The 23,561-nt window shown below is 47.5% G+C and carries 21 protein-coding genes and 2 tRNA genes; all 23 read left to right on the top strand.

Annotation, left to right across the window (positions count from 1 at the left end):
- Window positions 1-86, top strand: a tRNA-Tyr gene (locus tag I2H74_RS14685).
- Window positions 87-91: 5 nt separating this feature from the next.
- A tRNA-Lys gene (locus I2H74_RS14680) sits at window positions 92-167 on the top strand.
- Window positions 168-573: 406 nt separating this feature from the next.
- Window positions 574-1,695 carry a PucR family transcriptional regulator gene (locus tag I2H74_RS14675; RefSeq protein ID WP_195574858.1) on the top strand — a complete coding sequence of 374 codons (1,122 nt, stop codon included), beginning with the start codon at window positions 574-576 and terminating at the stop codon, window positions 1,693-1,695.
- Between the two features lie 109 nt (window positions 1,696-1,804).
- Window positions 1,805-2,926, top strand: coding sequence for an ABC transporter ATP-binding protein (locus I2H74_RS14670; protein WP_195574856.1), 1,122 nt, complete (start codon window positions 1,805-1,807; stop codon window positions 2,924-2,926).
- Between the two features lie 344 nt (window positions 2,927-3,270).
- Window positions 3,271-4,209, top strand: coding sequence for an HPr(Ser) kinase/phosphatase (gene hprK / locus I2H74_RS14665; protein WP_195574854.1), 939 nt, complete (start codon window positions 3,271-3,273; stop codon window positions 4,207-4,209).
- A gap of 31 nt (window positions 4,210-4,240) precedes the next feature.
- On the top strand, window positions 4,241-5,365 hold the full coding sequence (gene lgt / locus I2H74_RS14660) for a prolipoprotein diacylglyceryl transferase (RefSeq protein ID WP_195574852.1): 1,125 nt from the start codon (window positions 4,241-4,243) through the stop codon (window positions 5,363-5,365).
- A gap of 62 nt (window positions 5,366-5,427) precedes the next feature.
- Window positions 5,428-6,090, top strand: coding sequence for a pyrophosphatase PpaX (ppaX, locus tag I2H74_RS14655; protein WP_195574850.1), 663 nt, complete (start codon window positions 5,428-5,430; stop codon window positions 6,088-6,090).
- Window positions 6,077-6,574, top strand: a complete 498-nt coding sequence (locus tag I2H74_RS14650; protein ID WP_195574848.1) for an acyltransferase — start codon at window positions 6,077-6,079, stop codon at window positions 6,572-6,574. Before ppaX ends, I2H74_RS14650 begins: the two co-directional genes overlap by 14 nt.
- A gap of 156 nt (window positions 6,575-6,730) precedes the next feature.
- Window positions 6,731-7,948 (top strand): polysaccharide deacetylase family protein, encoded by a 1,218-nt coding sequence (locus I2H74_RS14645; RefSeq protein WP_195574847.1) that lies wholly within the window; start codon window positions 6,731-6,733, stop codon window positions 7,946-7,948.
- A gap of 121 nt (window positions 7,949-8,069) precedes the next feature.
- Window positions 8,070-9,257, top strand: a complete 1,188-nt coding sequence (locus I2H74_RS14640) for an acyltransferase (protein ID WP_195574845.1) — start codon at window positions 8,070-8,072, stop codon at window positions 9,255-9,257.
- 313 nt (window positions 9,258-9,570) lie between these two features.
- Window positions 9,571-10,791: an ATP phosphoribosyltransferase regulatory subunit gene (locus I2H74_RS14635; protein ID WP_195574843.1), complete on the top strand. Its 1,221-nt coding sequence runs from the start codon at window positions 9,571-9,573 to the stop codon at window positions 10,789-10,791.
- A 90-nt stretch (window positions 10,792-10,881) separates the two neighbouring features.
- On the top strand, window positions 10,882-11,514 hold the full coding sequence (hisG, locus tag I2H74_RS14630; RefSeq protein ID WP_195574911.1) for an ATP phosphoribosyltransferase: 633 nt from the start codon (window positions 10,882-10,884) through the stop codon (window positions 11,512-11,514).
- A 151-nt stretch (window positions 11,515-11,665) separates the two neighbouring features.
- A complete protein-coding gene (gene hisD / locus I2H74_RS14625) occupies window positions 11,666-12,964 on the top strand; it encodes a histidinol dehydrogenase (protein WP_195574841.1) in 1,299 nt (432 codons plus the stop codon).
- A 27-nt stretch (window positions 12,965-12,991) separates the two neighbouring features.
- The gene (gene hisB, locus I2H74_RS14620; RefSeq protein WP_195574909.1) at window positions 12,992-13,594 is read left to right on the top strand and encodes an imidazoleglycerol-phosphate dehydratase HisB; all 603 of its coding nucleotides are present in this window, start codon (window positions 12,992-12,994) and stop codon (window positions 13,592-13,594) included.
- The gene (gene hisH, locus I2H74_RS14615; protein ID WP_195574839.1) at window positions 13,595-14,227 is read left to right on the top strand and encodes an imidazole glycerol phosphate synthase subunit HisH; all 633 of its coding nucleotides are present in this window, start codon (window positions 13,595-13,597) and stop codon (window positions 14,225-14,227) included. It abuts the gene before it with no gap.
- Between the two features lie 69 nt (window positions 14,228-14,296).
- Complete coding sequence (gene hisA / locus I2H74_RS14610) at window positions 14,297-15,037, top strand: 1-(5-phosphoribosyl)-5-[(5-phosphoribosylamino)methylideneamino]imidazole-4-carboxamide isomerase (protein WP_195574837.1); 741 nt, start codon at window positions 14,297-14,299, stop codon at window positions 15,035-15,037.
- An 81-nt stretch (window positions 15,038-15,118) separates the two neighbouring features.
- On the top strand, window positions 15,119-15,877 hold the full coding sequence (gene hisF / locus I2H74_RS14605) for an imidazole glycerol phosphate synthase subunit HisF (RefSeq protein WP_195574836.1): 759 nt from the start codon (window positions 15,119-15,121) through the stop codon (window positions 15,875-15,877).
- Complete coding sequence (hisIE, locus tag I2H74_RS14600; RefSeq protein WP_420707449.1) at window positions 15,874-16,626, top strand: bifunctional phosphoribosyl-AMP cyclohydrolase/phosphoribosyl-ATP diphosphatase HisIE; 753 nt, start codon at window positions 15,874-15,876, stop codon at window positions 16,624-16,626. Before hisF ends, hisIE begins: the two co-directional genes overlap by 4 nt.
- 834 nt (window positions 16,627-17,460) lie before the next feature.
- On the top strand, window positions 17,461-19,392 hold the full coding sequence (locus I2H74_RS14595; RefSeq protein WP_229106682.1) for a tetratricopeptide repeat protein: 1,932 nt from the start codon (window positions 17,461-17,463) through the stop codon (window positions 19,390-19,392).
- 133 nt (window positions 19,393-19,525) lie between these two features.
- Window positions 19,526-20,482 (top strand): thioredoxin-disulfide reductase, encoded by a 957-nt coding sequence (gene trxB, locus I2H74_RS14590; RefSeq protein ID WP_195574834.1) that lies wholly within the window; start codon window positions 19,526-19,528, stop codon window positions 20,480-20,482.
- A gap of 193 nt (window positions 20,483-20,675) precedes the next feature.
- A complete protein-coding gene (locus tag I2H74_RS14585) occupies window positions 20,676-21,629 on the top strand; it encodes an ROK family glucokinase (protein WP_195574832.1) in 954 nt (317 codons plus the stop codon).
- A 28-nt stretch (window positions 21,630-21,657) separates the two neighbouring features.
- Window positions 21,658-22,554 carry an RNase adapter RapZ gene (gene rapZ / locus I2H74_RS14580; protein ID WP_195574831.1) on the top strand — a complete coding sequence of 299 codons (897 nt, stop codon included), beginning with the start codon at window positions 21,658-21,660 and terminating at the stop codon, window positions 22,552-22,554.
- A 12-nt stretch (window positions 22,555-22,566) separates the two neighbouring features.
- On the top strand, window positions 22,567-23,556 hold the full coding sequence (locus I2H74_RS14575) for a gluconeogenesis factor YvcK family protein (protein WP_195574829.1): 990 nt from the start codon (window positions 22,567-22,569) through the stop codon (window positions 23,554-23,556).
- Window positions 23,557-23,561: the final 5 nt, after the last annotated feature.

The raw sequence follows: 23,561 nt of genomic DNA, 5'->3' as shown, positions 1-23,561 counted from the left end.
GGAGGATTAGCGAAGTGGCCAAACGCAGCAGACTGTAAATCTGTTCCCGTCCGGGTTCGGTGGTTCGAATCCATCATCCTCCACCATTTGCGAGCCATTAGCTCAGTTGGTAGAGCACCTGACTTTTAATCAGGGTGTCGAAGGTTCGAGTCCTTCATGGCTCACCAGTTTAGAATGTGAACAGCTTTAAGGGAAACCTTGGAGCTGTTTTTTGCTATATGCGGATCTTTATTGATTTTGAATGCAGGGTTGATTTGCAGATATCATTATTTTGGATTATGGTTGAATCAGGCTCAGGATGTTTGTGACATGCAACAATGAGAATTCACTTCTCTATGTCCGTTTCGACTTTATTCATTCGCCTCGGTAATTTAGTTTCCATAACTGCAGCACCAATTACGCCTTCAACATCTTCCGTTAACTTGCTTTTCGTATATGTTTATGTTTTTTTATGCATGAAAGGATTGAGAATATGAAGCTAACCATTGCCTATGTTACAATGTAAGGGACGAATTCATGTTTCACCAGATAACAGGAATACTACCGTATGATACGTGAGATAGGATGATTAAGATGGAGAAGCAATTGCTGCGAGAACAAATTGAACGCATCATTCAGGACAAGCTGGAGACAACAACAATTCCGATCGATACGTGGAAGCAATGGTTAGAAGAAGATCCATCGCAGGAGGAAGGCAGTACTGCAGCACAAGCTCAGCAGGTTGTCCTGCATGAAGGAAACTGCTATATGCTGTGGAAGCAAGGCTCCTCTCAGGTAACACTCCTCTTCTGTGACGCATCACAAGTAACAGAGCGTGATCAAGGGTGGCTTCAAATGCTGTTGTGGATGGAAGCACAACAACGAAAAGGAGCCAATCATTCGGTTACAGGGGATGAGTACCAAGCCTCTTTGCTAGGTCAGTGGATTCTGGAAAGACTGCAGGCTTCAGATATGCAGGCTGAAGTTCCGGATTCTTTCTCTTGGAAAAATAAGCTCTTCAGCACCGTGATTCCTTTCTTATTAGTAACGGAGCAATCCCATCGTGAAGGACCAAGCTATTCTCAACTATATAAATTATTGAAATCATACTTTGGCGGAGACCTCGTCGTGGTTCCATTAACCGATAAGGAATGGTTCTTCCTCGTTCCGGAAAATCTTACGTCCAATGCTGAGCCTGAGGAAGAAGAGGACAATAAGGAGACGCTAGAGGAGTATTTGACCTCATACTGTCATGGATTGTTCGAACTGCTTGCACCGCAGTGGATCGGTGAAAGCCATTTGTCTGTTGCCTATCCGACCGCACCTATACACGGCATACCGGCGATTGTCTCGAGACTTAGAGAGACCATCTATTTGGGTCGAACTTTCCATATTCCAGAGAGCATTCACCTGCCTTGGGAGCTGCATTTGGAACACTTGGTTTACAGTATCCCTGATGAGGTTCGGAAGCAATTCATGCAACGCGTTGTGATTAAAAATGACAACTTTACAGATGCGGAAACCATGACGACGCTCCAGACCTTTTTCCAATATAACTGCAGTGTGAGTGAAACAGCGAAGCGATTGTATATTCATCGCAACACGCTTTTATACCGATTAGATAAGATCAAACAGGAGACGGGACTCGACGTCAGAACGTTTTCGGATGCTGTCTTAGTGAAACTGATCCTGCTATTGTACAAAGTGACGAAATAGGTAAGCGCTTTTTTGTAAGGTATGTGTATAGTCATTTGCCTCAACTTTAGTTATCATAAGGATATATTAAAGGAAACGATTTCAGAATGACTCTAAGGGGGAATTACTCATGGCAGGCGTACGCTTAGAACATGTATACAAGAAATATCCAGGATCCGATAAACCAACGGTTATCGACATCAACCTCGACATTCAAGATAAGGAATTCCTTGTACTTGTAGGTCCTTCCGGTTGTGGTAAATCAACAACACTTCGTATGATCGCAGGTCTTGAAGAGATTTCAGAAGGTAACTTGTTTATCGGCGATCGTCTTGTGAATGACGTAGCTCCTAAAGATCGCGACATCGCGATGGTATTCCAATCCTACGCGTTGTATCCACATATGAACGTATACCAAAACATGGCGTTTGGTTTGAAATTGCGTAAGTTCAAAAAAGAAGATATTGACAAGCGTGTTAAAGAAGCTGCACGCATTTTGGATATTGAGCATTTGCTTGATCGTAAGCCTAAGGCATTGTCCGGTGGTCAACGTCAGCGTGTTGCTCTTGGACGTGCGATCGTTCGTGAGCCACAAGTATTCTTGATGGACGAACCGCTCTCTAACTTGGATGCTAAACTTCGTGGACAAATGCGCGCGGAGATCACAAAGCTTGCTAAGCGTCTTCAAACAACTGTTATCTACGTAACGCATGACCAAATCGAAGCGATGACGATGGGTGACCGTATCGTTGTTATGAAAGACGGCGTTATTCAACAAGCGGCTGCTCCAGACGTATTGTATAACCACCCACTGAACATGTTCGTTGCAGGATTCATCGGATCCCCTACAATGAACTTCATCAACGGTTCCTTGACTGAAGCGAATGGCGAAATTCACTTCAAAGGAACAGGCTTGAATGTTGTTGTACCACAAGGTAAAGCTCAAACATTGAGAGAAAAAGGCTACATCGGCAAAGAGGTTATCCTCGGCGTACGTACAGAAGACATTCATGAAGAGCCTGTATTCTTGGAAGCTTCTCCTAACAGCTTGTTCACAGCTACAATCGAAGTTACAGAGAACATGGGTCATGAAATGTTCTTGTACCTGAACGGTGTAGGCAACGACAGCATCATTGCTCGCGTAGATGGTCGTTCCACAGCTAAAGAAGGTCAAAACATCAAGCTTGCTATCGACATGAACAAAGTTCATGTATTCGATAAAGAGACAGAATTGAACGTATTCGAGAACTAATCGATATCGATAAGAGCCCAGTAGATCATACTGGGCTTTTTTGCTGTCTACAGGCTTTTGCTGTTAACATGAATCTTTTATTAGGGGCTGTTCTTTCGAAGGGTGTGACGTTTTTAAAGAGAGCTTGGTTTAGTACAAGAAGTTAACGAATATGAATGAAACGATTGCGGCTCAAATATGTCATTCTATTGAATCGCATCTTTTGAAGCATGCTTGAGAAAAAGGGCACACATTGATTTCACAATCAATTTCCGATACGATGGTAACAATGAGAAAAAGCATCAGAAACTTACCAATTTGAAGGGAAGCTGATGTTCTACATATGAGATGAGGAGTGAATAACCATGGTCAAGAAGGTGAAGGTGTCAGAGCTCGTAGGGCAGTTTCATTTAGAAGTGCTTGCTGGCCAAGAAGGAATGAAAAATGCCATTACCGTAGATGATGTACACCGTCCAGGGTTAGAGATGGCCGGATATTTTGATTATCATCCAACTGAGCGCATTCAGATGCTTGGTAAGACGGAAATTGCCTTTTTAGATACATTGCCTGAGGATATTCGACGTGATCGCTTGAATCACTTTGCTTCACCTGAACTGCCATGCATTATCATTACCCGTAGCCTGGATGTTCCGTCAGGGCTTGTGGAGGTCTGTGAGGAGCGCAATATTCCGTTGCTTCGTTCATCTGCCGCTTCTACGATTCTGCTTAGCCGCATTACGGATTTCCTGGAGCGCAAATTAGCACCAACTGCAACGATTCACGGGGTATTGGTTGATATTTATGGCGTCGGGATGCTGATCACAGGCGGCAGTGGTATTGGTAAGAGTGAAACGGCGCTAGAGCTTGTAAAACGCGGGCATCGCTTGGTGGCCGATGATGCGGTTGAGATTCGCCAAACCTCCGGCAACCATTTGCATGGGTCTGCTCCAGAATTGATCCGTCACTTGCTGGAAATTAGAGGAATAGGTATTATTAATGTAATGACCTTGTTTGGCGCCGGAGCTATTCGGAACAACAAACGAATCAGTGTCGTGATTCGCCTTGAGAACTGGCAGCAGGATAAGCAATACGACCGTCTCGGCTTGGATGAAGAGACTACACGTATTATTGATACCGATGTGCCTCTTGTTACGGTACCGGTTCGACCGGGTCGAAATCTGGCTGTTATTATCGAGGTTGCGGCGATGAACTTCAGATTGAAGCGCATGGGCTACAATGCGGCACTTCAGTTCACGAATAAGCTGACGGAGCAAATTAACGAGGATTCGGAAGATTTCGATTAATCCGGAGTTGTGAAATAAAGGAGACGTGTAAATGGCTACAATGCTGCTTAACCCGATTGCTTTTCAATTGGGGCCGATCAGTGTTCATTGGTATGGAATTATCCTCGGGACAGCTGCCTTAGTAGGCTTGCTGCTTGCGATTCGTGAGGGCAAGCGCTTTGGTATCTCTCCTGACTTTTTCATGGATATTCTGCTTATTGGATTACCGTCGGCATTAATTGGAGCAAGGGCGTATTATGTTATATTTCAGTGGGATCAATATAAAGGTGACCTGCTGAAGATATTCGCGATTTGGGAAGGCGGTATTGCCATATACGGGGCACTTATCGGTGCCTTCATCGGTGCAGGTATTTATCTTCGTAAAAAAGGCTACAGCTTTATCCGAATCGCAGATATTTGTGCTCCTGGCTTGTTGATTGGACAAGCGATCGGCAGATGGGGCAACTTCATCAACCAAGAGGCATACGGTGGACCTGTGGAGGAAAGCTTCCTTCGCAATACGCTGCACCTGCCTGATTTTATTGTGAATCAAATGAATGTGCAGGGCGTATTTCATCATCCTACGTTCCTGTATGAATCGATCTGGAACATTGTCGGCGTACTGCTGCTCTTTGGCATTCGCAGACTGAAAAATGTGCGTCAAGGCGAGGTGCTCCTAAGCTATTTGATCTGGTACTCGATTGGACGTTTCTTCATTGAAGGCTTGCGTACAGACAGTCTGGCCTACAAAGGTTCTGCATGGGCACAATCACTTGTAGATGCTTTGTGGTCTCCGATGACCATCGTATTTGAGCCAGGTTATTTGGATCCGGCATACGGGAATGTTCGTATCTCCCAGCTGCTCGCACTATTTATTGTCATTGTAGGGATTATTCTTATTGTTTTTCGCCGACTCAAAGGGAAACAGCATGTTGTGCGATACAGCGACCCGATCGTTTCATCGAAAGCGCCGCAAGCTGCTTCTTCGCAAGATAAGCAAGATGCTACTCAGGAATCAACGAAGGGACCTGCTTCTATCCAAGCAAGCGAGGAGAAGCAAGAGCACGTTGCAGGCGATCCTATTAAAGATGAACATAATGGAAAAGATGAAGAGACATCGAGTGAGAAAAGCCCAGCTCATGAAGCTGAGGATACTGATCCGAGGGGTACCAAATAGCACCGGTCAGTAACAATCTTAATCCAAATGTCAGACAGCAGGAAATAAAGGAGTCGTAAGCAATGATTCGAACGGTATTATTTGATTTGGATGGCACGATTATGGATACGAATGAGCTGATCATTGAGACCTTTCAGCACATCCTGCGGGATATTGTGCCTCAACCGTTCACTCGTGAGCAAATCATCCCTTCTATGGGTTTGACGTTAGAAGAACAGCTGCGCAGATTCTCACAGCGAGAACAGATTGAGGATCTCGTGCAAGCATACCGAGATTATAACTGGAAGCGGCATGATGATCTTATTCAGCCTTTCCCGTACGTCCAGGAGGTCATTCAGCGTTTAGTGGAAGCAGATATCAAGGTGGGGATTGTGACGACGAAGATTCGTCTCACGACAGAACGCGCACTTCGTATGTTCGATCTATTCGAGCATATGGGCGCGATTATAACATTCGATGATATTACGAATGCAAAGCCTCATCCAGAGCCTGTGCTTCAGGCTGTTGAACGGCTTCAGGCGGATCCTTCCACAACCTTAATGGTGGGGGACAGCCCGGCAGATATCCAATCAGCCAATGCGGCAGGTGTAATCTCTTGTGGCGTGGCGTGGTCCTTAAAGGGAGAGGCCGTGCTTAGAGAGTATGGCGCTAAGCATGTTATCCACGATATGAGAGATCTTTATACGCTAATCGGATTGGAGCGTAATTCAGGTGAGACAACTTGAGCGTTATCCGGTTGAAGGCCCCAATGGCTTATGGCAGATTTATAAGACGGTAAGCCCTTGGAAAGGGGTTAAAAACTTTATTTTCATCCAACTGGCTCGATATTGCCCTTACCTTCCGTTAAAGAACTGGATCTATCGCAGGATCCTTCATATGAAGGTAGGAAAGCATACCGCCTTTGGACTCATGGTCATGGTGGATGTGTTCTTCCCTGAGCGCATACAGATCGGCAGCAACTCGATCATCGGCTATAATACCACCATATTAGCTCATGAGTACCTGATCAAGGAGTATCGCTTAGGACAGGTTACAATTGGCGATAACGTCATGGTTGGGGCCAACTGTACGATTTTGCCAGGTGTAACGATTGGAAATGGAGCCGTTGTTGCTGCAGGCTCTGTGGTTCACAAGGATGTTCTCCCAGGGCAAATGGTTGGGGGCAACCCGTTAAGAATGATTCGAGAAGCCCCCCATGAAGACGGATAGAGTGTTAGCATTTTGAATATGGATTGAAACGCCTGGCTTTGGTCAGGCGTTTTTTGTATATTCTCTGCAATCCTTGGAACGATAAAAAGTAAATGACAAGGATGGTTTAATATGCTAATTTCTTAATATATCTATCCATTAAAGAGGGCATAACACATGAAAAGGCGTCCGATCATACTCGTACTCCTCATGCTGCTAGCATTCATCACGATGGATTCTACTTCAGACGCAAGAGGAACGCAGTACACCATCGCATGGGACGAGCACACTTGGAAAGAAACCAAGGCGTTCATGCGGAATGGGGAATGGTATATACCCGTAAAAGCATTAGAGAAAGCCTATCACCTTAATTCAAGCATGTCTAAAGCAGACGGTCTTGAGCTGCACACCACATCAAAGACTCCACCTTATGTACGATATCAGCCTATTTACTATCAAAACAAAGTTATTACTTTAATGTACCACAATATTGAAAAGCATCCTTCGGATGTATCGTTTATCTCTCCGGGACAGTTAGAGGAGCAGATTGTAGCGCTGCGTCAACATGGTTTTCGCTTCATTGGCATGGACGACTACGTTCGCTACATGAACGGTCAGCAGCAGGTGCCTGATAATGCTGTGCTGCTCACCTTTGATGATGGCTATGAGACGTTCTATACCGAAGTATATCCCCTATTGAAGCGGCATCATCTGACTGCGACGAACTTCGTCATCGTATCTTCCATTGACGACCGCAAGCAGCCAGGGAGGGCGAAGCTCAGCTGGGTTCAGATGAGAGCAATGATGAAGGATGGCTTTCGCTTCTATAGCCATACCTTTAATTCACATGCCTACGCATCGATTAACACGCGCGGGGTACAGAAGCCTATGCTTACCCGAAAGCTGTACGACAAGAAGACAGGGAAGATCGAAACAAGAGAACAGTATAGAGCACGAATAAGACATGATCTTATGAGGGCAGAGAAGCGGCTTAAAGAGGAATTAGGTAATAAAGAAAGTATGGTGGCATTTCCATATGGGGCGTTTAATACAGACGTTCTTAACATTTGCAAGTCTCTTGGCATCGACATTACCTTTACGGTGAAGCCAGGCATCAATGATCAACAGACTCGTAATGGGTTCCGTATCAATGCCGGCAACCAGAATATTGCAACCAAAGATTTAGTAGAGAGTCTTATCAATCAGGGTGATAAACCTCGGAGAAAGACGATGTATCGCATGAGTTGGAATCAGATTATTGTTCCAATGGAGCGTCCTGCTATTCGAATGGATGGAAATTGGTATCTGCCGCTTAGGGAAGTTGAACAACATATTAGAATCAAAGCAAGCATCGACAATCAGCAGCAACAAATTATGTTGTTTCCCGGGAAATAATGTCGGACTCTGACAACTTCATATCGTCATTTGTGTAATCCGCTCGATTTAGGTTCTAGAAATGGATGAATAGCAGCTTTCCATACTCCATTATCCACTTCAAACGAAAGGAATGTCGTATATGGGAAAACCCATGATTACAGCACTTCCCATTATTCGGGCCTTAGCCATCTTAGGAGTTATCATGGTTCATGCCACATCATTCAGTTCGATCGAGATGACAGCTTCACCAGCGTTTTATGGATACACATGGTTCAACATTTTCTTTAAGTATGGAACACCTACCTTTATTCTTCTAAGCAGCCTCGTCTTATTTTATCAATATGGAGGCGAAGCTGGACTGCCCAAACGTAGAATAAAAAGATTCTATATGAATCGTCTTAAATATATCTTGCTGCCCTATGCCATTTGCTCTTTTTGTTACTTCTTCATGGTTCAGATTACCGTTAACCATGATCGTCCTTGGAATGAGGCCATAAGAAGTTTCAGCAAAGAGCTTGTGACAGGCAGTGCGTATACGCATCTCTACTTTGTTTTTATAAGCCTTCAATTCTACTTGCTTTTTCCTTTGCTGCTTAGACTATGCCGCAATCAGAGGGCAAAGCACTGGATCATTCCGATCGGCTTTTTGATCCAGTGGGGCTTCGTCATATGGAACAACGTCGATCTGCATATTGTTGAAAAGGGAAGCATAGCGCTATCGTATATGAGCGTATACACCATCGGTGCTTATTGCGGGCTCTATTTTGACCGCATTGAGCCGTGGCTGGATTCATGGCTTAATAAGGAGCGCTGCAGTCTGAATCCAGGGTATCGGTTCTGGAATGTCCTGCTGTGGGGCGGATGGTTATGCGCAGGCTTTGCGCATGTTCACATCTGGTATATCACGCGATCGACGGGTGAGGAGTATGCTTCTTTAGCCTATGAAGGGCTCTGGAATATACATACCGTATTAGCTGCGCTCGTGCTGATGCAAATTGCTTATGCGATTCAGCGCTCGCGATATACAGGGCTTATCGCCAAGCTCACGCGTCTTGGTGAACTGTCCTTCGGCATATATTTACTTCATCCTGTCTGGCTCGCACTGCATCGCCAGATCCCTTGGCATCAGCAAAATGAATGGCTGTATGGATTGTATATTATAGTAGGATACGGACTAGCACTAGGATTGTCATGGATCGTTATATCGCTTGCGTTTAAACATATCCCGTGGTCTTGGATTGCATTAGGCTCACCGCCTCGAGGAGAGGGGGATGAGCCGCGTGTAATAGCTAAACGTAAAAAAGAATCGATATCGGTTGCTCCATAAACACAAAAGGTTGAATGACACCAGGAAATATGAAGTCTAAGGACTTTATTTGCTGAGAGAAGAGCCTTTCCATCAGCTGTAGGCTGGAGGAGAGGCCTTTTTTGCGCTAGAAAGATTTATCTCAAAGGGACCTCATGGAATCTAATGAAGTGTTGATGTTCAATACATGTTGGGTAAACATTGGTAAGAAAAACGTTTGACGAAAAAATGGAAGCATGATAAGATAGCTCATAATTTCTTTGGTTTGCTAATTAGTTAACTTGGTAGCACATTAATATATTAAAGTGTTAAATATAGATTCGAGGTGGATATCATGACGAAGCCGAAAATGTTCGAAAAGCCCTCAGGCGTAAGGGATTACCTGCCTGATGCGGTTACGAAGCTTAGATATATTGAACGCCAATCCTTGCAGTGCATGTCCCGTTGGGGGTACGAGCAAATCGTGACACCGTCAATGGAATTCTACGATACGGTGGGCACAGCCAGTGCAACGCTGGATCATAAGCTATTCAAGCTGTTGAATCAACGCGGTACGGCTATGGTGCTTCGCTCAGATATGACGGCCCCGATCGCACGTGTAGCTGCATCCTTGATGCAGGATGTTCCACTTCCCATTCGGCTGTCTTACCACGCGAATGTATTTCGCTCAATGGAAGAGGATAGCGGGAGAGAAGCAGAATTCTATCAGACCGGCGCTGAGCTTATCGGAGATGCTTCTCCCGAGGCCGATGCGGAGGTTATAGCATTATCGATCTCCTGCTTGAAGGATTCCGGCGTCAAGCAGTTCAAAGTCGCTATTGGTCATCATGGCTTCCTGCATGGGCTGTTAGGACAGTTTCTCCCGCAGCAGGATGATCTCCAGCAGCAACTGAAGCAATATCTCGTGATGCGTGATGTGGTGGGCTATCGTGAGCTCGTACAGACGCTTCCGATTGAGGAATGGAAGAAGGAACGGTTGAATCAAATCCTGCGGCTTCGCGGCGGCATTGCCGTTGTGGAGGAGGCGAGACAGATTGTACGGGAAGATACGGTATTTGCCTCGCTGAATCATCTTGAGCAGCTGTGGGAGGTGCTCGAGGCATACGGTGTCGCAGAGATGTGCATGCTTGATCTCTCCATGGTTGGGGATTTCTCTTACTATACAGGAACGATCTTTGAGGGGTATGCAGCCGATCAAGGATTCCCCGTGATGAGCGGAGGACGCTACGACAACCTGCTGACTCAATTTGGCCGTCCGGCGCCAGCAACCGGCTTTGCCCTTAAGACGACAAGGCTTATGGATGCATTAAAGCGAAACGAGATCGATCCTGTTCGACTCCCCATTCTTATTCAATACGATGAGATGAGAAGAGCAGAGGCCTTCCAGGAGGCTATGCGGAGAAGAGAACAAGGGGATCGCGTTGTCACTAGAAGAGTACAGGAGGAAAGCCAGTTGGAAGAGGTTAAACGGAAGCCGGATCATTCTCTGTGCTGGAGAGGCAATCGCTATGAAGAAGTGCTGACATTTGTACGCTTTATGAAGGAGCATGTCTAATCGATATTGGAATCGGTTATGACGGAGGGGTAAGCACCAAGAAGGTCTAGCCTTGGAAGCTCCTCATTTTAATAGAGAAAGGTGATTATGATGCAGGATTGGCTGAAGGTGGCTATGCCGAAGGGCCGTATCTATAAGCAGGCTGCTTCCTTGATGAGGGAAGCGGGATATCCCATCTTTGAAGAAGAGGATGCATCTCGCAAGCTGTTGATTGAACTGCCGGATGCACGGATGCAGTTTATTATGGCGAAGCCTGTAGATGTGCCTACCTATGTTGAATATGGTGTAGCGGATATTGGAATTGTCGGCAAGGATGTGCTGATGGAAGAGAATCGAGACGTATATGAGCTGCTCGATCTTGGCATTGCGCGTTGCCGTATGTCGGTTATAGCCCTTCCGGATTGGGAGCCCGGCACTCATCCTAGGGTTGCGACCAAATATCCGAATGTCGCTTCGCAATACTTTAGAGAGCATGGACAGCAGGTTGAGGTCATTAAGCTTAATGGTTCGATAGAGCTGGCACCTATGATCGGCCTTGCTGATCGTATTGTTGATATGGTAGAGACGGGGACAACGCTTAGAGAAAATGGGCTTATAGAGCAGCAGGTTATCTTTCAAATTACAAGCCGCTTGATTGCGAATCGCGTAAGCTATCGGTTGAAAAATGATGCCATTCAGGAATTGTGCGACCGTCTGCAGGCTCAAATTCAGCTAACGAGATAAGCAATATCTGGCATGTGCGATCCAAAGCAGGCACCCCATAAGGATGGGGATATGGAAGGATAGACTGATGGCAATAAGTTATCAACTCAGAAGAAGACATCATTAGAAAAGAATGACTGGAGAGCATCATTCGTGCGAGGAGGAATGGGATATGAGAATCATACGGGGAAGCGAGTTTCGGCTAGAGCGTGAGGTTGATGCAGGGACTGAGCAGCAGCTCAGGACCGTGCTTACGATTGTACAAAAGGTGCGAGTAGAGGGCGATGCCGCGTTGCTCGAGTATACGAAGCAGTTTGACAACACAGAGATTACAAAGGACAGCATTCGAGTGTCAACGGAGGATATTGCCGCAGCTTATGAAAAGGTGGAGCCTTCCTTCCTGACAGCAATACGTGAAGCGGCGGAGCGGATTCGTTCCTTTCATGAAAAGCAGAAGCGAAATTCCTGGTTTGACATACAGCCAGACGGAACGATGCTGGGACAGTTGATTCGACCGCTAAAACGTGTAGGCGTCTATGTCCCAGGCGGAAAAGCAGCCTACCCCTCCTCGGTTCTGATGAATGTTATCCCTGCACAGGTAGCAGGCGTGAAGGAGATTGTCATGGTTACTCCTCCAGCCACTGGCGGCAAGCAGGGGATTGATCCTTACATTCTTGTGGCTGCTGCTGAGTCAGGCGTTGAGGAGATCTATCGAATCGGCGGCGCGCAAGCCATCGCCGCGCTCGCCTATGGGACGGAGAGTATTACGAAAGTTGATAAGATATGCGGACCTGGCAACATCTATGTCGCTTTAGCCAAACGCGAGGTATATGGAGCTGTTGATATCGACAGCATCGCAGGTCCTTCTGAGATCGCCGTACTGGCAGATGAGACGGCCAATGCAGCCTATGTGGCGGCTGATCTGTTGTCTCAAGCAGAGCATGATGAGATGGCCTCTGCCGTACTTGTGACCACGTCCATGGCGGTTGCCGAAGCTGTGCAGGAGGAAGTCATAAAGCAGCTTCAGGCGCTGCCAAGGCAGTCCATAGCTGCACAGTCCATTGAGCAATACGGCGCGATTGTTGTGACAGACACGATGGAAGAGGCGACATCGCTTATTAACCGTCTTGCCCCAGAGCACTTGGAGATTATGACACAGGACCCGATGAATGAGCTGGCCTCTATTGAGAATGCAGGTGCAATATTTTTAGGAAGATACAGTTCTGAGCCTGTTGGCGATTATTTTGCAGGACCCAATCATATTATTCCAACCAACGGAACAGCCCGATTCTCTTCGCCAGTTGACGTGGATATGTTTGTGAAGAAGTCGAGCATCATTCGATACAGCAAGGAAGCCCTTCTGAAACATGGGCAAACCATTATGCAGCTTGCGCGTCATGAAGGCCTGGAAGGCCACGCGAGAGCGATTCAGATTCGATTGGAGCAAGAGCGAAACGACGATTCTAAGTAGAAGAGGTGGATGAGGGTGAATACGGATATGCAAAAGGAGACAAACAAGCGGGAGGCGGAAATCGCTCGAAGAACGAATGAAACGGATATTAAGCTTGCATTTAATATCGACGGAGCGGGAATCAGCAAGCAGGATACAGGCGTGCCTTTCCTGAACCATATGCTGGATCTATTTACGAAGCATGGGCACTTTGATCTTGATGTTCTAGCAAGAGGAGATATTGAGATCGATGACCATCATACGGTTGAGGACATAGGCATTTGCCTTGGGCAGGCGCTGAATCAGGCGCTTGGCAATAAAGCGGGCATTAAGCGATATGCTTCTGTATTTGTCCCGATGGATGAAGCTTTGGCACAAGTCATTATTGATCTAAGCGGCCGCCCTCACTTTGAGTATCGGGCAGAATACCCTGCACAGCAGGTAGGCACTTTCCATACGGAGCTTGTGCACGAATTCTTATGGAAGCTTGCATTGGAATCTCGTATGACGCTCCATGTTATCGTTCATTATGGTCGCAATACGCACCACATGATTGAGGCTGTATTCAAGGCGCTTGGACGCGCGCTGGATGAGGCAACCAGCCTCGATCCTAGAGTACAGGGCGTCCCATCAACCAAGGGGGTGCTGTAGTTGATTGCAATTGTGGATTATGGCATGGGCAATCTTCACAGCGTCAGCAAGGCAATTGAGCGTCTTGGAGGCGAAGCCGTCGTAACCTCGGATCGCGATGTGCTCGCACAGGCCCCGGCTCTGCTGCTTCCCGGTGTTGGAGCATTCGGGGATGCCATGGATGCGCTGAGATTGACGGGTTTGGATCAGACGATAATTGAGCTTGCGCGCGGCGGCAAGCCGCTATTGGGCATTTGTCTTGGGATGCAGCTGCTGTTTGAGCATAGTGAGGAGCACGGGCTGCATGAAGGCCTGGGGCTTCTTCCTGGCAAAGTTGTGCGATTCCAGGAAGGGGCGTATAAGGTTCCTCATATGGGCTGGAATCAATGCAGCTGGAAGCAGCCTCATCATCTCTTGGTAGAGGGAATGGATGAAGGCTATGTATACTTTGTTCACTCCTATCATGTGCTGCCAGGAGAACAGAAGGATTTGATCGCGACATGTGATTATGCAAATCAGCAGGTAACGGCGATTGTTGCGCGAGACCAAATCTATGGCATGCAGTTTCACCCTGAAAAGAGCGGTGAGCTTGGCTTGCAGCTGTTGAAAAGATTTATAGACGTAGCTGCTTCGGTCAAGCAAGCGGCATCGTAGTTCCTCACGTAGATGAGTTTCATAAGAGGGCTTAATCGATAAATGTAATGGGAAAAAGGAGATGAGTCTGTGAGCGCACCATTTATCATATATCCGGCGATCGATATTCGCGGGGGCAAATGTGTTCGATTGATACAAGGAGATTATGGTCAAGAGACTGTCTATAATGACAATCCTGTCGAGGTGGCAGTCGAATGGCAGGCTGGCGGGGCAGAATGGATTCACTTGGTCGACCTCGATGGAGCGAAAGAGGGGCGTCCCATCAACGCTGAGCTGATTGGCCATATTGCAAGCAGCGTAAAGGTTCCTGTTCAGGTAGGGGGCGGGCTTCGAACTGAAGCGGATGTAGAGCGTTTGCTTGAGCTTGGCGTATCCCGCGTCATATTGGGGACCGCAGCGATAGAGGATCGCAGCTTCGTCGAGCGTGTATTAAAGTCCTATGGATCGAAGATAGCGATCGGGATCGATGCGAGAAATGGCTATGTGGCAACAAGAGGCTGGCTGGACACATCGGAGGTAAAGGCAGAGGACCTTGCGCTGCAGCTGGCGGAAGCGGGAGCGACGACATTTATTTTTACAGATATATCCCGTGATGGCATGATGAAGGGCCCCAACACCGAAGCCATTGTCAGCTTGGCACGTGCCTCCAAGCAAACCGTGATTGCCTCAGGGGGCGTGAGCACACTTGCGGACATCAAATCACTAGCTGAGTATCGTGAAGCGGGTGTAGGTGGAGCCATCGTTGGGAAGGCGCTGTATACAGGAGCCATTCAGCTATCTGATGCGGTAGAGCTTGCGGCAGCAAGATAGTGTTGCCCGTCCAGGTTGATATGCTGACCAATATTATAGCTTCAAGGATCAATGGTTACATGACGATGAGGAGGGATATAGATGCTTGCGAAACGAATCATACCATGTTTGGACGTGAAAGATGGGCGTGTGGTTAAAGGGGTTAATTTCGTTCAGCTTAAGGACGCAGGCGATCCCGTGGAGCTCGCGGCTCTTTATGATCAGGAAGGCGCGGACGAGCTTGTATTCCTAGATATCTCGGCCTCGGCGGAAGGAAGAGAAACGATGGTTGACGTCGTTCGCGAGACGGCAGGCAGCATTTCGATTCCGTTTACAGTAGGCGGGGGAATCAAGAGTGTCGAGGATATGCAGCGCATTCTACGAGCAGGGGCTGATAAGATCGGGATGAATACCGCAGCGGTGCTGGAGCCTTCCTTAATTACGGAAGGGGCTAAGCGCTTTGGAAGTCAGTGCATCGTTGTCGCCATTGATGCCAAATACAATTCCGATTGGCAGGATTGGGAGGTATACACCCATGGCGGCCGTAAGCCGACAGGCATTCGCGCCATTGAATGGGCGGAAGATGCTGTTCGTTTAGGGGCAGGAGAAATTCTATTGACCAGCATGGATGCCGATGGTACGAAAGACGGCTTTGATCTTCCGTTGACCGCAGCGATTTCGAAGCGTGTGCAGGTTCCGGTTATTGCTTCGGGTGGAGCAGGACTAGTGGAGCACTTTGAGAAAGTACTGACAGAAGGCTGTGCGGATGCAGCGCTGGCAGCGTCTATTTTTCACTATAAGGAAATGTCGATTACAGAAGTAAAGGAAGGCTTGCGCAGCAAGGGGGTAATCGTACGATGAAAGCCTATGAATCTGTAGAAGCAGCCGAACGTGCTGCGAAGATGAAGAATGGGGACTCTCTTGAGTTGAACGCAGCAACAGCAGCAGAGTGGGCGGATAAGCTTGCCTGGAGCGAAGCAGGTCTCATCCCTGCAATTGTTCAGGACGTGGATACTCTTGAAGTGCTGATGGTGGCCTACATGAATCGCGAGTCCTTTCTATTAAGCTGTGAGCAAGGAGAAACGGTATTCTGGAGCAGATCCCGTCAATCCTTATGGCATAAAGGGGCAACCTCAGGTCATACACAGCCGATTGTTGGCATGTACACGGATTGCGATCAAGATACGCTGCTTGTTCAGGTGCGTCCTGCAGGACCTGCTTGTCATACAGGCAGCCCGACCTGCTTCTTTGAATCGATAAGTCGTACTCCTATTCAAAAGGGAAGATTCGAGATACTTGAGCATTTGGAAACGACGATTAGAGATAGAGAGCAAGAGCGCCCAGAAGGCGCATACACGACCTATTTGTTTGATCAGGGTCTTGATAAGATCTTGAAGAAGATTGGAGAAGAAGCCTCCGAGGTCATTATCGCAGCCAAGAATCAGGATCCGGATGAATTAAAAGGGGAGATCGGTGATCTTATCTTCCATCTGCTGGTGCTGATGCAGCAGTCCAAGCTTCCGCTTGATGATGTACTCGATGAATTGAAGCGAAGACATCAATCGCCTCGTCGGGATCAATATAGTGACCAGGGGAAAATAAAATCATAAAATGCGTTTTGTGGGCACAAACGAGCAGAGCCATACCGACGAAAGGTCGGAAGGTTTGGCTCGTTTTTTGTTTACTGGGCAAGGATGAGCCCCAGTTGGTTCGTTTATACTAAAACGCCTGTTTTCCATCTGCTTAAAGCAGATTCGGAGGAAACACAGAAGGATTGCCTGAATGGATAATGTACGCTATAATAAGATTATAATAATTATAATATAAAAATCATTTTTAATTTGCTTGTCATGACCCATTATCTCGGTATGCTGAAGCCATTATACATTCAATATTTTAGCCAACATTGCGATAATGGATGCCGCCACACACTGGGAGATCTTATGCTGACGATTAGGAAGCAGAAGCATCGCCAGACTCACTAAGGCAAGGCTGGCCCTATAATGAGGCTTGATAAGCAACCTTTGGAGATGAGGCTCTCTGCCTTACATGCAAGAAGTACCCTTTTATAAAGGAAAGAGCAAGAACGAGGCAAGCGGTCTAATGGAAAGCTTTCGCATAAGGATGTCATTTTTACTGCGCACGACATCCTTATGCGATGGCATCAATGAGGCTATGCCAAATCGTATGAATTAACTCCTGCTAGGAAGAGTTTTATTCGGATTGTTTAACCATGAGATCTTCATGTGTTGTAAGAATAGGAGCTCTGGTTATTCCTTTTTTTTGTTAAGAGATCTTTGATTTGAGTGGGATTGCTAATCAAGATCAAGTCTAGTTCCATCGCTGCTTGCGGAAAGGGTTGAGGGATAACGGTCTCGTTATGTTATACTTGTGATTGCAAGATTAACATAGACAAACGATGACAGTTAGGAGGTGCCTTGGCGATGGCAGATCAGATGTCTGAATCGACCGGACACAATGCAATGATCCATACGAATATTATCTCGTTCCCGGTTGATGCCGCAGCCTATGCAGACCGTGCAATAAAGGCTCTAGAGCGGATGCATTACGACAAGGCATTAAAATATTTTCGTAAAGCAGCGGATTGTGAACCAAGCGATCCGATTCATCAATGTAATTATGCCGGCGCGCTTGCAGAAGCGGGTCAGTTTGAGCAATCGAATCGAATACTTGATCATGTTGTAAACCATCTTGACCCAGATATGACGGAATGCTACTACTATATGGCGAACAATTGCGCCTATCTGGAGAAATTCGATGCTGCAGAAGCATTATTGGAGCATTACTTGACAATAGACCCGACGGGCATCTACGTAGAGGAAGCTCAAGATATGCTGGACATGCTGCATTTTGAGAAGCATCAGCCCGGTGCATCCCGACGAGGACGCGGTGCAAAAGCTTCTCGGCAAGACGAATCCATGGATGCATTAGATGATGAGGACTATGTGCCTACCATCGAGAAACGTGGGGATGAACAGGATGTTAACCGCTCAGAAGCAGACGAGATGCCATCTGTTACGAATGAGGGCGATGAGCAGGAGCTCCAGCATGCCACTGCGCGGCAGATGCTGGAGGAAGGCCGCTTTGGTGAAGCGGAGCAGCTTCTCCTTGGCATATTGGAAGCGGACCCCGATTACTTGGCTGCACGCAACAACTTAGCGTTGGCATACTATTACATGGGTAGATTTGAAGATGCCCAGCAGATGCTGCATGGCGTGCTTGAACGTGATGCAGGCAATTTGCACGCTTTGTGCAACCTTGCAATCTTTGAGCGTCAGGCGGGCCACGAGGATGTTGTGCAAGAGATCGTTGAAGTGCTCACCAAGACAGAGCCCTTCCATCATGAGCACAGCTTCAAGCTGGCGACAACGATGGGAATTCTCGGCGAACATCAGCAGGCTTATCGGCATTTGAAGCGCATCGTAACGACGACTTCAATGAGAGAGCCTTCTGTTTATCACTATGCTGCGGTTGCAGCTTGCCATGTCGGTCGCTACGATGAAGCAGCACGCTGGTGGGCGGTATGTCGAAGACTCGATACGAAGTCTGGCATTGCCGCTTATTTTCTCGAGCAGCTTCAAAGCATACGTCCTGGCGATACACTTACTCCAATGCCGAGTTACCACTATCGGCTTCCCTATGATGAGGAGAGCCGCAGATATCAAGAGGCCTTAAGACGCAGCGGTGTTGCTTCAGATAATCTTCATTCGCATGAATCTACCGAGGGTATTCGCTCTCAGTGGCAGGAGAAGGTTAAAAGTGATCCTTTAGTAAGAAGCTCTTTATTTTGGGCGCTCCGCTTTGGTGATCTGGATACGAAGCTGCAGGCCATTGAGGCAATTAGCGTCCTAGGAGATGAAGAAGCGAAAGAAGCTTTAAAGACACTGCTGTTGGACCCGGCTCAGGAGCCTGTTGTCAAGCAGTTAAGCTTCTATCTACTCCGCCGGATGGGGGTTGAAGGCGAGCTAGAGGTTAATCAGGAGGGTAGCTCGCAGCGCTTCGACTCTATGTATCTTGCAAAGCCGCTTCCCGTATGGGAGACCATCTGGGAGAACGTCATTGAAGAGCTCCGATTCCATATGGAGCCGCATGTCAGCCTGCTTATGATGTATGATGCGGAAATGCTCTGGTACAATTGGTTAGCGAAAATGTATCCGGATATTCCGAGGCTGCAAAAGACTGGTGTATGGGCAGCTGCTCTAGAGTATATTATAATGAGACAGCATCATCGCCCGATCTCTTATCAGGAGGCGGCCGATCGATATGAGGTATCCGCTGCTAGCGTCAGCCGCAATGTGAAGCGTCTTGTTGAAGGCTCACCTGTACAAGGTTATCGAAGCTTTGAGCAAACGTAGAAGAAGACCTTTTTATGAAGTGTAAATTAAACCGATTCTGAATCCTCGGAACAGGTTATTAATAGAAAGATAAATGTTTTGAATCGTATAATACGGCTTAAGATATATCCATATTAAAGGAGGATCATCGCGAATGACTCAACAAGTATATAAATCGGTTGTTATTGGTACAGGGCCTGCGGGCTATACAGCTGCGATCTATTTGGCTCGCGCGAATATGGAGCCGCTTGTCATTGAAGGTCCACAACCAGGCGGACAGTTGACGACAACAACGGAAGTCGAGAATTTCCCTGGCTTCCCAGAAGGCATTACTGGTCCTGAGCTTATGGAGAACATGCGCAAACAAGCAGAGCGCTTCGGCACTACTTTCAAGACGGGTATCGTGCAATCCGTGGATGCAAGCGAGCGCCCATTCAAGCTTCAGGTAGAAGGCTTGGGTGAAGTGGTGACGGAATCCATTATTGTTGCTACAGGCGCTTCTGCTCGTTATCTTGATATTCCAGGTGAGCTGGATAACTTGGGCAAAGGCGTTAGTGCTTGTGCAACATGCGACGGCTTCTTCTTCCGCAACAAGAAGATCGTCGTTGTCGGCGGTGGAGACTCCGCTATGGAAGAAGCAAACTTCTTGACTCGTTTTGCTACTGATTTGACGATCGTGCATCGTCGCGATGAGCTTCGCGCTTCAAAGATCATGCAGGATCGTGCGAAGAACAATGAAAAGATTGGTTGGGCGCTTAATCGCACACCAATCGCAGTTGAATCCTCGCCGCTCGGCGTAACGGGTCTTCGGGTGAAGAACAACGAGACGGGTGAAGAAGAGGTCATTCCTACTGACGGCTTGTTTGTAGCGATCGGCCACACCCCGAACACAGGCTTCTTGAAGGGCCAAGTGGAATTGAACTCCACTGGCTACGTTGTCGTGAAGCCTGGAACAACGGAAACAAGCGTGCCAGGCATCTTCGCTGCAGGCGATGTGCAGGACATGAAGTACCGTCAAGCGATCACAGCTGCGGGCTCTGGCTGTCAAGCAGCTCTAGATTGTGAGAAGTTCTTGGAAGGAAACATGGTTCACGATTGGAGCGGCAACTAAGTCCATCCGTTCTGCATGGTCTGAATAGGGGCCAATATGATAAACTTTATAGCATTTTTTGACGATACAAACGGAGCCGTAACAGGCTCCGTTTGCTTGTGCTGCGAGGCTTCTCGTTCTCTTGACCAGACTAGTGGGTTCGCGTATAGTGGGAACAGAAGAACCTAACGAATAAGATAAAGGTGGATGGCGCATGTCTGAACAATTCTACGTAGGTGTCGATTTGGGAGGAACGGCAATTAAGGTTGGCTTAGTCAATGCTGCAGGCGAATTGCTGCATACGTTTGAAGGTCCAACTGAAGTTGCACAGGGTACCGAAACAGTCATCAATAATATTGAAAAATATGTTCGTCATATCGTAGAGACTTCGCCTTATGAATGGGATCAAATTGCTGGAGTAGGCGCAGGGGTAGCCGGATTTACCAACATAAAGGAAGGCATTATTGTGCTTGCTCCTAACATAGGTTTTAAAGAGGTGCCGATTCGCTCTATTCTTGAGGAGCGTCTAAATAAGCCAATTAAGATTGACAATGATGCAAACGTTGCTGCTCTAGGTGAAGTGTGGAGCGGTGCGGGCAAAGGTCTTGATCACTGTGTATGCTACACGCTGGGTACAGGCGTTGGCGGTGGGATCATCGTTGGAGGCAAGATTGTACAAGGCTTCTCGGGCCTTGCTGGAGAGCTTGGACATATGGCGGTTATCCCAGATCTGGAAGCGATTCAATGCGGCTGCGGGAAGATGGGATGCCTGGAGACCGTATCCTCGGCGACAGGTATTATTCGCATGGCCAATGACGCTGTTGAACGTGGAGACCGTACTTCCTTGTCCCTCATTGAGCAGCCGATTACAGCGAAGGATGTGTTTGACGCAGCTAAAGCAGGTGACGAGGTTGCAGAGCGAATCGTAAGCCGTGCTGCATTTTACATTGGGAAGTCAATGGCTGCGATTGCAGTAACGTTGAATCCTGAGCGCTTCATTATCGGAGGCGGCGTTTCCAAAGCAGGAGAGTTCTTGTTTGACCAAATTCGTGAAACGTTCTTGAAGCTTACGCCAGAACCAGTAACGCGCGGCGTGTCTATTGTGGCAGCTGAGCTAGGCAATGACGCAGGTATGATCGGAGCCGCAGGCTTGTTCTTGCATTCGTAAAGGGTTTGCAGTAAGGAGAGGACGAACGATGATAGAATCGATGGAAACATCAGCAATGTCAAAGCTGGTCATTATCACAGGGATGTCAGGTGCAGGTAAGACGATTGCCGTGCAAAGCCTAGAGGATCTGGGATTCTTTTGCGTCGATAATCTTCCCCCTGTTTTGATCCCGAAGTTTGCTGAGCTCATCGAGCAATCCAAGGGCAAGATCGGCAAGGTAGCCTTGGTGATCGACTTGAGAGGTCGGGAGTTCTTTACAGCATTGTCGGAATCATTAAATTATATTCGTGATCATTATACGATTAGCTGCGAGATTCTCTTCCTTGATGCAACGGACAGCGTGCTTGTTCAGCGTTATAAGGAAAGCAGAAGACGTCATCCGCTTACCCCAGACGGCATGCCGCTTGACGGCATTCGAATGGAGCGTAAGCTGCTTGAAGATCTAAAGGGATGGGCTAATCAAGTCATTGACACAAGCAACTTGAAGCCAGCCCAGCTCAAAGATCGAATCATTACTCGGTTCATGCATGCTGATCAGCATTTGATGTCCATTAATGTAACCTCATTTGGCTTCAAATACGGTGTTCCGATTGATGCGGATCTGATTTTTGATGTGCGGTTCCTGCCGAATCCACATTATGTTGAGCAGCTCCGCCCGAGAACGGGGCAGGATCAGGATGTATATGACTATGTGATGAAATGGCCTGAGACACAGCAGTTCCTAGCGAAGCTATTGGATATGCTGAATTTTCTCATTCCTCAATACCATAAAGAAGGGAAAAGTCAGGTCGTTATCGGTATTGGCTGTACAGGCGGCAAGCATCGTTCTGTCGCCATAGCGGAATATATCGGTCGTATGATCGGCGCCAGCGATACGGAAAACGTTCGTATCAGTCACCGTGATGCGGAACGTGACCGACACTGACGGGAGGGCGCTATGGGTCAACGATCTAAGAAGCAGGAGCAGCGCCCACGCATTGTCGTGATGGGTGGAGGCACAGGGTTATCCGTCATGCTTCGCGGTCTCAAAGAGAAGCCGCTAGATATTACGGCGATTGTAACCGTAGCAGATGATGGGGGCAGCTCCGGCATATTGAGAAATGAGCTCCAAATGCCGCCTCCAGGGGACATTCGCAACGTTCTTACCGCTCTTGCGGATGTAGAACCCTCGTTATCGGAAATGCTAAAATATCGGTTCAAACAAGGAACAGGTCTAGCAGGCCATAGTCTTGGCAACCTTATCCTTGCTGCGATGTCCGATATTACAGGCGACTTTGTAGCAGGTGTACGAGAGCTTAGCCGTGTCTTGGCTGTACGCGGCAGAGTGCTGCCGGCAGCTAATGAAGCTGTCCTGCTTAAGGCTGAGATGATCGATGGAACGATTGTCGAAGGCGAGTCCAACATTCCGAAGCACGGGAAGCGTATTAAACGCGTCTTCTTGGAGCCGGATGATGTTGAGCCATTGCAGGAGGCCGTTGACGCTCTTCGCGAAGCGGATGCTATCCTAATAGGGCCGGGGAGCCTGTATACAAGCATTATTCCGAATTTGCTAGTACCGAAGCTGGCGCAGGCCGTCATTGAGTCTCAGGCTGTAAAAATGTTTGTTTGCAATGTTATGACGCAGCCTGGCGAGACAGACAACTATACGGTAAGCGATCATCTTACGGCTGTACAGGAGCATGTTGGCAGCCAGCTGTTCGACTATGTTATTGTTAATGATGGCGAGATCCCTCCTCAAGTACAGGATCTGTACGCAGAGAAAGGCTCAACAGCTGTCCAGCTTGATCTGGATGAGGTTACAAAGCAAGGCTACAAGGTCATTGCGGATTCCCTTGTGCTGTTCCGCACCTATCTGCGGCATGATGCAGCTAAGCTTAGCCATCATATTTATCAGCTTGTTGAAGATTGGATGTTACGAAAGAGGTGAATGAC

It is taken from the genome of Paenibacillus sp. 1001270B_150601_E10 (genome assembly GCF_015558675.1).
Classification (GTDB): domain Bacteria; phylum Bacillota; class Bacilli; order Paenibacillales; family Paenibacillaceae; genus Paenibacillus_B.
The sequence above is the reverse complement of the archived record's forward strand: the minus strand, read 5'-3'. Positions and strand labels throughout refer to the sequence as shown.